Consider the following 10191-nt stretch of genomic DNA (forward strand, 5'->3'; position numbering starts at 1 on the left):
AAATCTCTAAATCTAACTGACAGTCAAAAGGCTCAAATCAAGCAAATTAGAAAAGCGCAAAAAGCGAAGATGGACTCTGTTTTCACTCCCGAACAAAGGCAGCAACTCGAACAGCAACGCGCACAATGGCAGCAACAGCATTAGTAAGATAAATAAAGGTATTGGGGTCAAATGAATTGAACTTTTCAACACCCTAGAATCGGCCCCATCCACCTGCCTCAACATTTATGCGAGCAGAGACGCGATTTTAACAGAATTGGTGGGGCGATGAGCAGGAGCAAAAGCAGGATGTATTGATTTAGTCAGTTTTAAACAACTGCCTTTGCCCTGTTTAGATCACTTAGGCGCACGGAAACCAGCTTGTTGTGCTGTTGCTGGGTCTTTAAAACAAATATCCGGCTTGACTTTCTCATAATCTAAGGTTTTCGGAAGGTGGTAAATGTTGCCTCTCTTCTTGGTAATTTTGCCTTTTACCAGTGCATCACTTGGGCAAGTTGTTTCGCTTTGTGGTTTAACCCCTAGACTTTGTGCTGCTGCTAAAACTGCTGTTTTATTCCCCGCCGATGCTGGCTTCTTAGAGCTAGAAGTTGTATTTCCAGGGACAGGACTAGCTGCTGTACTAGGAACAGGACTAGCTGCTGTACTAGAGGCAGGACTAGCTGGAGCAACAGCAGTTGGTGTTTGAGACGTAGTAGTAGTAGTAGTAGATTCTTCAGGTTTTTTTCCACAACTACTTAGCATCAGTACTGTAAATAACATCACTACCATGCTCAGTTTACGAGGTTTAAGTTGATTGTTCATTGGCGTTAATTCTCTAATATTTAATCCCCAATATTTTACCCGATACTGACTTCATTACTCTGTACATCAGAAGTCCCACTCACCCCTCTAACAGTCTGTTTACTTTATTTAGTGTATTTACTATTGATATCTCCGGCGAACTTGATGTGGGTTGATTACCACGCTGACTCCAACTGTCCAGCCCAATGCCACCATCCATCCTGCTAACACATCACTTGGATAATGGACTCCTAGATACAAACGTGTCCAACCAATTATTAAGACAAACAGGGTTCCGATAATCAGAACAAACCAACGCCAACGGCTGTTCCAACTCAAAATGCTCAAAGCTGCCACCAAAGTCATACTAGCCATAGCATGACCACTAGGAAAGCCATAATCAAATTCTGGAGCGGGTGATGTCCACAAATGAGGACGTGCCCGGTGCAGTAATAGCTTAACCGTCTGATTAATGATTATACTGCCCACCGAGACTGTGAAAAAGTACTCTAAAGCATGCCACCGTTGTCGAATCAGTAGGAACAGCGCAATTATTGCTGCCACTGGAAATACCCCCCAAAACACCCCTAACTTCGTCAAGTGTGAAACAAAAACATCTAGTTTCGGTTGGGCAGTGCTGTGAATAGCTAATAATAGGGGAACATCGAACCAAAATCCGCCTTGTTTCCAGACATCCTCTGCTAAATCCCCAAATATCAGTAAAGGAATAAATCCGCCAAGCAGTAGGAGCAATACTGCCCTCCGACTTCTGGTGAGGCGCATCAAATCAACTTACTCCCGCATTAATATAATCTTTCTCTAATACTAGCGGCATAATTGACACTCCCCGCGATAAACAGAATATTCTCGGTGGCTTAAAAGCCACCGAGTCGTCTTTCATCCTCGGTCTAAAGAACGGAATACATTGCTAGGCAACTGTTCCTCCGGGGCTTTCAGACTCCCGCCTGTTTTTTGTAACCAAACAGAATTAATTACATGGCGATTCTTAACTAGACAAGATTGATGATTTTTGACAAAATTCTTGGTAATCTAGTTCTACTTGTTTAGAGTAGCTGATTGCATACTTAAGGATTTGATTACGCCAATCAGATGAGTGAGCAAACTTGATTAAATCATCTGCGATCGGAGAACCTTGTCTAGCACGACTGCGTAATTGATCCCACGCTGTCACTTCACCCATTGTCTGCATCAACTTCTCTAAACGTTCCAGCTTTCCATCCCACGCCTGTAAACTCACCCGATCTTGTACTGGCTGCAACTCTCGCAAAACATAAGATTTATTCCCCTCAACTATTACCCCTAAAAGAGCCGGTGGGGTTCCTTGCACCCGTTGTTGGATAGCTACTACCCGTGCAGATTCACTCGACCAATCCGGCTGAGGTAGTGTTAAATAGGGTTGTAATGAGGAAGTTTTTGTTTGCTTCAAATCTAAGAGATAATTGCCATCAGGAGAACCTTTACCTTCTACCAAAACTGCATAACGTTCTAACCCTAAACTACCTGTACCAGCTATTCGCTGTTGTACATCTAAAACTTGATAAAAATTAGCATCTTTTTGTGTAGATTTGTGCCAATTGGAGATGAGTTTTGTGATTTTTTGCTGTTCTGCTTCTGTGGCTTCCATAATGCGTTTATTGTCAATAATTAAGTACCGCTTACCTTTCTTTTGCTTGGTGTGCTGATCTAAAAATTCTGGACGAAGGCGGTTTTTTAAACTTCTTAATAAATCTTTAACTAAGCCCGAAGCGGTTTCCTTTTCCACACTTTTAGGAGTACCTTTAGCTAAAGCATTGCTGTAAGCATCAAGAAAGGAATTGCTTAAATGCAATGCTTCTGATTCATTCACCTTCAGCGCGTGAGAGCCAACTATCACACTGGTAATAAACCTCACCACATCCCAGGTGCAAGGAGCAAGACATGCTTCGTCAAAATCATTAAGATCAAAGTAAACTAATCGGTTATCACCTTTATAACTACCAAAGTTTTCCAGGTGCAAGTCACCACAAATCCATACTGGCGGGGCTGCATTCAGTGGGGAATCTTTAGGGAAGTCTTCATAAAATAAATGACATGTGCCACGATAAAAAGTAAAAACATCAGAACGCATTGCCTTGTATTTTAATTCAAGTAATTTTGGGTTGCGTCCAAGGTTAAAGTGATAAATTCTGTCAATGATATTGTTTGTCATAATTTTTGGTTTTATGCTGTAAAATACAGGATATTTCAGTTAAGTGAAGTGCATAGATAAAACCTGAACCCCCCGCTCCCCTCTGCCTTTGAGTCAACAGCAGTACCACCCCCGATGATCTCCGTCATCACCAGTCAGTATTCGGTCATGCGCTTTGGAATTGTAGTAGTACTCAAAGGTTTACTGTGGCTGGGCTATTTCTAAGTGATGCCCTTCGGCGGAACGAAAAGCGACCATCGCACTCGGCACTGTGCCTCCATTTAATCACCTTTTTGCCCACAACGAGCTACTTACAAGCGGCAGCGATGTCTACGACGGTAAACTAGTACCGCTTCGCGTAATTCGTAATTCGTAATTACGTTTTAGCAAGGGTTTCAGAGATTACAAATGGGTGGCTTATTTACGCCGTGCTGTACTAGGCTCATCTTTTCCTCTCTTCGAGACGCTACGCGAACGCTTGAATCAGGGGCGATGTCTACGACGGCAAGCTACGCTTTGGCTGTTAAAAAGCTGCTCTCAAAAATTGGTAGAGTTGGTAAGACTACCCAACAGCTTTGTTTGTATCGTCGGCAATGCCAATAAAAAGAAAACGCTACACAAACAATTAGGATTTATGAGATATTTACGTCATCTGGTGCTGAGTATATGTAGTTGCATGGTATTACTGAGGACGACTGCAATGCCCTGTTTTGCAGCTGAGAAAATTATTTTTCGCTATGGTATGTTTGAAGAATCGCTACCTATTGCTGATTTACGTAAGTACGCACAAAGGCAAGAAGTTTCTTCTGATTTGCAATTTTTTCTCAAATTTTTCAGTCGGGAAGAACAAAAAGAGTTTCATCAGGCGCTACAAGTAAAAGCACCTCTTGATATTGTGGCTTTGGATAAGCTGTTAAATACAGAACTAGCTAAAGAAATTCTATCTGCGGTCTCCCAAGGTATCGCCCGTCGTGACCAAGCCGGGGTACAAGCACTAGACTCGGCTGTAATCATCGGGGCTAATTCTCAAGAGGGTTTGGGGATCATCAGCTTTCTGGAAGCATATCCTAGTCAAAGACTAGTTATTAATGTTCCAGCAGTGTTAGAAATAGCAAGTAAGTTAAATCTATCTCCTATTGAAATACCACCTAAAGATAACTTAAGTTCTACACCTTTATGGCAACTGGAAGTTCAATATCAACAATTTGCTACTCAAGGAAAGCAATTCCAGGCTTGCTTGTTTGGGGATTCTGTAACTGCCGAAATGGGTAAGACTCTGGGGAAAGGTACTTTTAATTTTGCTTTAAATGGGATAAGCGGGATTTCGCTTGTTGAACAACTAAAACGTCTCATTCCAACTAAAGTTAAATGCGAAAAAGCTGTGATTGCTATTGGGGGTAATGATGCTTGGTATGGATTAAGTGATTCCTTATTTGCGAACAAACTCGAAGATTCAATTTCCTTAGTGCGAAGCCTTGGGAGTAATCAAATATTCTTAATCCCTGCTTTTTACTCAACAGTTGCCGCTAGTAAAGATCCAAGTATTTCAGCAACAAATCTTCGGGTAGATCAAATCAATACTGTGATGAATCAAGTTGCAATTAAGAATCATATCCCATTGGAACTACAACAGGTTCAATCATTAAATGAGAATAATGCTTTGAAAGATGATTTAAGTTCAGAAGATGGCGCTCATTTAAATAATGAGGGAATAAATATTTATCGGCAGGCTTTATTAAAGATTCTAGGTAAATAACGAGATTTGATTAACATGACACAACCAAAAATCAATCTCAGTGAACTCAATGGGTAATGAACAATCAACTCAAACCTCGACAACTGAGCATAGTGCTGACCTTATTTACGGTGCTGATGCTAGTACCGCTTCGCGTAATTCGTAATTCGTAATTACGTTTTAGCAATGGTTTCAGAGATTACAAATGGGTGGCTTAAGTAAATCGGCGTTAAAAAATCAACCTACGTGACGAAATGTAAAATCAGCAAACAGCTTATAAATCAGTGATTTCAGAGTTTTTATAAAACTAAACATACATGGGTTTTATCGTGCCGACCTACTTATTTACGCCGTGCTGTACTAGGTAGTTGTGGTCAAAAACCTGAAGAATCTACTAGCACTACGCCTCAGTGCGAGCTGCGCCTACGCTACCACTGATTTTTTGTCCGTCTCTAAGTCATGATTATAACCATGACTAAACTCATGGTTATAATCATGACTTTTTTCTCTAGTGACTACCATATTTCGCCGATTAGATTTGTTTCAAATACCAAAAATACTCTCTTAATTTCTAACGAGTTAGTAATTAGTTAAACCATCCTGAAAACTGGTAAATCTTACTGTATTTTATCCGAGCAATAGCTGAAAACAGTATTGCTATCCTATTAATTTTTTTCGGAGTAAATAAAGTGATGGTCATTGCGACACCTAAAAGAAAAAAGATCACACAACAACGTTTATGGTTTTTACATTGGCTAATGGCAAGTTTCTACTTGCTTTTGTTTGCTGGTGGAATTTACATGACTCACTTAGGACGTGATGTTTTCTATCGACGACCTTTGTATGACTTCCACAAAACTCTTGGAGTTATAGTCATGAGTTTGTTACTAGCACGAATTAGTTTCCTGTTACGTGTTCAGCTAAATAACAAGCGTTTATCACAGCAGAAAAAGAATTGGGTGCAAACATTCGTTGTCCATACATCTCTGTACTTATTTATGATATTTGTCCCTTTAAGCGGTTACTTGTTATCTAATGCTGGTGGTCATGACATCATTATCTTCGGTACTAATATTGCTTTACCACAGTTATTTGTTAAGAATAGGCAATTAGCCATTTTGGGTACAAGCTTACATTTTTGGTTATCTTACACTTTTCTCGTTTTCATTTTTTTACACACCCTACAACAGTGGAGATATTTACGGGGCATTTGGCGGAGATTCTATAAAATGTCAGTGTAAAGCACCAAGATACTACACCAGTCCAAGCTACAGCAATTTTTGAACAAATAGACGCTATGCCGATGCGCCAGCAAGAAATGCGCTCTTCGAGGTAGAAAGTACCTATAAAATACAAGCGATTGACCTCCCCTCGCATTTATGCGTGGGATTCCAGTTCTACAGATGCATCCCAATATTGCACTCGGAGGTGAAAAAAAGACATCAAATAGTTGTAACACCTACAGCTTGGGAGAATATGAAACGGGAAGCTCAAGAACGTGGTATCAGTATTAGTGAATTAATCGAAGAGTTTGGACGGCAAATAAATTCGCTTTCCTGCTTGCCCCCATAAATGAATTTAGGGGCTTGCCCGCCGTTGAATTACTGGTCAAAGTTAAGAGGAGCGATCGCTATGAAGGTAAGAGAACTTACACAAGCGATCGCTATCAAGTGGTTTTGATCAGCCTGGGTCAGAAAATATGAGTAAGATTTGGTTGGGGTCTGAATCCCCATCCAAATCCTAGTACCCAGTACAAACTCTCGGCTGGACATTTTCTAGTGCGATTGCCTTTCTAGGGATTTCTGCGGCTCTAGAAAGGCAAATGGGTTGAAAAACAAGCCCCAACCCTTGGGCCATTGGGCATTGGCAACTTCTTCGCCATGCCCCATTCCCCATGCCCAAAAACTCCACCCACAAGGGGATGGAGTTTTTCATTTTTATCTATCATACAGCCCAGGCAAAGATTGACACCAGAGGAACAGCTAGAATTAGTATTACTCTAATCAGAAAATAAAGCAGCAATTCTATGCCAGTTACATCTACTGATAATCCTCATTCCTTGCTCTATGGTTTAGCCAATGGGTCAGTCAAAGCACTCGAAGATGATGAAGCGATCGCTGCAAACAAGACTTTGGCACTACAATTACAGTCTAGACTTAAAGATTTTTGGCTTTTGAATTCACCTGATGGACTTTGGGGGGCAAAATCCGCTAGGGCGCTAAATGCTTATAAACATTTTCAAAATCTTAGTGAACCAGGGATAAATCCCCATATTGCTGCTAGCCTGCTCAATACCAAGCCGACTGACTTAATACCAGGATTTCAACTCAACGGCGACTGGCCGAGTCGAACCGTAATGTGGATAAACTTACATAATCAACAAATTAGTACTAACGGCAACAAGGGAGAAATCAATATCGTTTATTTTCGTGGATTAGACCGCAATGGCAAGTGGAATGGCAATGCACCATTTATCTGGAATGACCGACGTTGTGTATTAGTAATCAAAGATAAAGCACCAACTTTTGCAGGCAATTGGTTAGCAACTTGTGACCCCGGAGAATATTACTGGGACAATCCCATGAACCAGGAAGGGTGTGCAGATATCAAGGCATGGCAATACCAAGCTTGGAGCGTTGGTCATCACCACGGTAGCACCGGAGATCAATTGGCTCTAGTCCAAACTGGAGATATTACAGTGTTGCGTGGCTCTGATCGCTTGCCGGATGAGGGTAATAACTTTAGCGTAGACCAACACACTACTAACAATCCAGATGGGGCTAGCCCTGATGAACCAGTCAAAGGTTGGTCTGCTGGATGCATGGTAGGTGCCAGTTCTAATGAACATTACTATGAGTTTATGTCTCTGGTACAAGCAGATCCGCGAGAAAAGAATGCCCCAGGAAAATATCAGCACTGGACAACAGTGATTAATGGCAATGAATTTCTAGATATTTTTCCTGGGTAAATCTTCACAAAGCTATGTGAGTCCGGCGTATGAACTTCGCATCGCTCTTAAATGTGAACACAAAGCCGTAGCACAGATAACGTAACTGATAATATTACACGATGATGTCGGTGTTTCCCAATCCTTAAACTAATTCTTAGGGGGTGGTAGATGCTTTTAAGAGCTTACCTGCTTTGTATAGCAATTAGACAGCGACAGCTAGGGATTAAACCGCTCAAGGAGTTGAGCGAATGGGTCCGTTATAGTCAATATGAACGATGCTGGTTCTTGAAACAGTCACTACGCTTTTGACTGTAGGAGTGGCAGAATCAGGGCTATGTCCCTTAAAGGTGAAAGTCCAACTGCCATGCCCATCGTAGGTATGGGGAGAGCGTTCGGCAGGGCCATACATCGAGTTCTCAGCTCGATAATGTTGTAAACCGCCATTGGCCTCCTCAGCCGCTTGGCGTGCTAAATTCTCGGCGCGACCGAGATTAATGAGAGGTGTCCTACCACGAAGGGGCTGGGCGTGGATAGGTAGCGAGTTTATAGTTAAGGCGAAGAAGAGAACATAAGATACAGTGATGATTTGTTTCAGCATGGCTATGATTCTCCACTCATTTAACAAGTTTCATCTGGAGCGATCGCCTGCGCTCTTGTTAAGCTGATTTTATTAAAATTCCCAACTGCGTTACCGTAAGCGTTGCGTTAGCGAGTCTTCTCGCAAGGGGAGACGCTTTAGCGCAACGAGCGTCACAGCCCGCCGCTCTCCTCGCTGTCTCCTTTACTCACATAACCCCCACATTGTCTGTGCGGTTCTCCCTGTGTTCATAGCTCAATTTGACAATTAATTTTTGGCAGTTGAAAAGTTCAATTCCTGTTGAATACTTTTGGCGTCATCATACAGATTTGTCATTTCTCCGACGAAATTCCCCACCTCTACCATCTTCCATAGTGACCCCATCTGTGGAACCCTCCTCCAAATCCGAAGTTGATGCCAAAAGTAGGATAGGGCGACCCATAGATGGCATAAGGGTTGTAGATGTAAGCAGGAGGAGGCGCTACGGTGTAATAACCATCTTCATTACAAACCTGAGTAGTATGTTGCACAATTGTTTTCGGTACAACATCCGATTCCCCAGCATAAGGTAGATTAAAGTACCCATCCTCAAAACCACGGGCGAATTCACCTCCCGCAGTCCGAGGTTTATAAGCAACTCTATTGCGAGCGGTTTGTTCTCCTTCTCGATAACCATTTGCATAAGCATGGGGATGATCCGCCGCCGATTCTTTGATCAACCTATTCTCAGTAACAGGATGACAGTAAACAACCCTATCAGCTTTAGCGGCTTGGGTAAAAAGTAAAGATGTTGAGCCAGCGATTAAGCTGAATATTGCAGCAACAACTATTTTCTTCACAGCCTTTAACCTCATTTATACTTAATGCTTTAAGCCCTTTAACTTTAATTATAAAACCTGAATCCTTGCGGTGACATGAGCCAAAAATCATAAATCCCCTGTCAACACTTGTGCCTTTAGGCTAGGGGGATTCTAGCCTAAAGTCTTAGGGATAGGCGAAATAGTGTATTTCTTCTCCGGCGAGTTCCCGCGTGTCCATGTTTGCTGCTAGAACGCACACGATTTCAACGGGTTTTTCACCTCGGTATATCAAGAAATAGCGCTAACCCTGCGATCTCGCCTCGATTAATAAATGCGGCTTACGGGTGTGGCAGATGCACGGCGAGATGGATACTATTTTATGTGCGATGCCCCTGGTGACATTGGGATAGCTGCGGTGAAGCACTCCCCATCTAAGCGCGAGCGCTTCTTCTGGGTGGGGCATTGATATCATTTTTGGCACAACGAGAGCGATGTCTACGACGGGCTGCGCCTACGCCCCTCCTAAAATTCAAAGAGGAAAACTCAGGAGGAGCGATGGCGCTCTTGCACCCGCACAGAAGTGATCGCTATGAAGCTAAGAGAACTTCACAAGCGATCGCTATCAAGTGGTTTAGCTAAAGCAGCAGGAGCCTCACACCTACCCGAAGGGAGGTGTCGAGAGGAATGGGAGTGAGTTGAGGAGTGCTGGTTGACCGATACCGAATGCAGTGAGGTAAGGGAAATCAGCAACGAGGAAACGAACTATCTCTCAGGCAATGAACGAATGAACTCTCGAATCAGATCCGTCTGGGATCTGCTAACCAATTTGCAATATCGGTCTAGCTTTTCCTTCTCGTATTTGGGTAGTCGAATGTTCACGGATTCTTTACTAGTCATAATTGCAGTATATTGCAGATTGCGATACAATCATCGGATGAAATACGCCTACCACTTCGTGGAAGCAAGCTACGCGCAGCGTCTCCAAGAGTTGGGCATCGCACCCACAAAGTAAAATCCCCACACTTGAGGCAGGGACTACAGGCTTACTCTAAGCAGCTATTGATAGGATATTCTTAGAGTCAAAGTTGCACGCAAGAAGCCATAGATGCCAGCCATTCTTAGAGGAAATTGGTAAAGGGGCGATCGCTAAACTAATTCTTA

General features: G+C 42.5%; 10 protein-coding genes and 1 pseudogene. 5 read left to right on the plus strand and 6 right to left on the minus strand.

Features of this window, described 5'->3' with window-relative positions; genetic code table 11:
- Positions 1-336: 336 nt before the first annotated feature.
- The 3 genes from ACYTXL_RS10165 to ACYTXL_RS10175 form a co-directional block, all read right to left on the minus strand.
- Positions 337-801: a sunset domain-containing protein gene (locus tag ACYTXL_RS10165; RefSeq protein WP_461924622.1), complete on the minus strand. Its 465-nt coding sequence runs from the start codon at positions 799-801 to the stop codon at positions 337-339.
- A gap of 120 nt (positions 802-921) precedes the next feature.
- On the minus strand, positions 922-1533 hold the full coding sequence (locus ACYTXL_RS10170) for a phosphatase PAP2 family protein (protein ID WP_461924623.1): 612 nt from the start codon (positions 1531-1533) through the stop codon (positions 922-924).
- A 253-nt stretch (positions 1534-1786) separates the two neighbouring features.
- Positions 1787-2989, minus strand: a complete 1203-nt coding sequence (locus tag ACYTXL_RS10175) for a DUF2252 domain-containing protein (protein WP_461924624.1) — start codon at positions 2987-2989, stop codon at positions 1787-1789.
- A gap of 391 nt (positions 2990-3380) precedes the next feature.
- Between ACYTXL_RS10175 and ACYTXL_RS10180 the strand changes: the two genes are divergently transcribed.
- From ACYTXL_RS10180 to ACYTXL_RS10190, 3 genes and pseudogenes are all read left to right on the plus strand, one after another.
- Complete coding sequence (locus tag ACYTXL_RS10180) at positions 3381-4724, plus strand: alpha/beta hydrolase (RefSeq protein ID WP_461924625.1); 1344 nt, start codon at positions 3381-3383, stop codon at positions 4722-4724.
- A 671-nt stretch (positions 4725-5395) separates the two neighbouring features.
- Positions 5396-5944 (plus strand): cytochrome b, encoded by a 549-nt coding sequence (locus ACYTXL_RS10185; protein ID WP_461924631.1) that lies wholly within the window; start codon positions 5396-5398, stop codon positions 5942-5944.
- A 32-nt stretch (positions 5945-5976) separates the two neighbouring features.
- A pseudogene (locus ACYTXL_RS10190) lies at positions 5977-6039 on the plus strand (DUF4174 domain-containing protein); the annotation flags it as partial.
- A gap of 265 nt (positions 6040-6304) precedes the next feature.
- On the opposite strand, the gene ACYTXL_RS10195 reads toward ACYTXL_RS10190, so the two are convergent.
- Complete coding sequence (locus tag ACYTXL_RS10195) at positions 6305-6475, minus strand: hypothetical protein (protein ID WP_461924626.1); 171 nt, start codon at positions 6473-6475, stop codon at positions 6305-6307.
- Positions 6476-6729: 254 nt separating this feature from the next.
- Here ACYTXL_RS10195 and ACYTXL_RS10200 point away from each other — a divergent pair, with 254 nt between their 5' ends.
- Positions 6730-7671: a peptidoglycan-binding protein gene (locus tag ACYTXL_RS10200; RefSeq protein ID WP_461924627.1), complete on the plus strand. Its 942-nt coding sequence runs from the start codon at positions 6730-6732 to the stop codon at positions 7669-7671.
- Between the two features lie 214 nt (positions 7672-7885).
- Here the strand turns inward: ACYTXL_RS10200 and ACYTXL_RS10205 are convergent, their stop codons facing one another.
- Together ACYTXL_RS10205 and ACYTXL_RS10210 are read right to left on the minus strand one after the other, a co-directional pair.
- Positions 7886-8251, minus strand: a complete 366-nt coding sequence (locus ACYTXL_RS10205; RefSeq protein ID WP_461924628.1) for a hypothetical protein — start codon at positions 8249-8251, stop codon at positions 7886-7888.
- 338 nt (positions 8252-8589) lie between these two features.
- Positions 8590-9069 (minus strand): hypothetical protein, encoded by a 480-nt coding sequence (locus tag ACYTXL_RS10210; RefSeq protein WP_461924629.1) that lies wholly within the window; start codon positions 9067-9069, stop codon positions 8590-8592.
- A 292-nt stretch (positions 9070-9361) separates the two neighbouring features.
- On the opposite strand from ACYTXL_RS10210, the gene ACYTXL_RS10215 reads away from it, so the two are divergent.
- Positions 9362-9496 (plus strand): hypothetical protein, encoded by a 135-nt coding sequence (locus ACYTXL_RS10215; protein WP_461924630.1) that lies wholly within the window; start codon positions 9362-9364, stop codon positions 9494-9496.
- The last annotated feature ends 695 nt before the right edge of the window (positions 9497-10191 follow it).

Source organism: Nostoc sp. (assembly GCF_054880495.1).

Bases quoted from the DNA above. Each gene is read 5' to 3' on its own strand.
- ACYTXL_RS10165 (WP_461924622.1), bottom strand. From the start codon at position 801: ATGAACAATCAACTTAAACCTCGTAAACTGAGCATGGTAGTGATGTTA.
- ACYTXL_RS10215 (WP_461924630.1), top strand. From the start codon at position 9,362: ATGCGGCTTACGGGTGTGGCAGATGCACGGCGAGATGGATACTATTTT.
- ACYTXL_RS10205 (WP_461924628.1), bottom strand. From the start codon at position 8,251: ATGCTGAAACAAATCATCACTGTATCTTATGTTCTCTTCTTCGCCTTA.
- ACYTXL_RS10185 (WP_461924631.1), top strand. From the start codon at position 5,396: ATGGTCATTGCGACACCTAAAAGAAAAAAGATCACACAACAACGTTTA.
- ACYTXL_RS10175 (WP_461924624.1), bottom strand. From the start codon at position 2,989: ATGACAAACAATATCATTGACAGAATTTATCACTTTAACCTTGGACGC.
- ACYTXL_RS10200 (WP_461924627.1), top strand. From the start codon at position 6,730: ATGCCAGTTACATCTACTGATAATCCTCATTCCTTGCTCTATGGTTTA.
- ACYTXL_RS10195 (WP_461924626.1), bottom strand. From the start codon at position 6,475: ATGTCCAGCCGAGAGTTTGTACTGGGTACTAGGATTTGGATGGGGATT.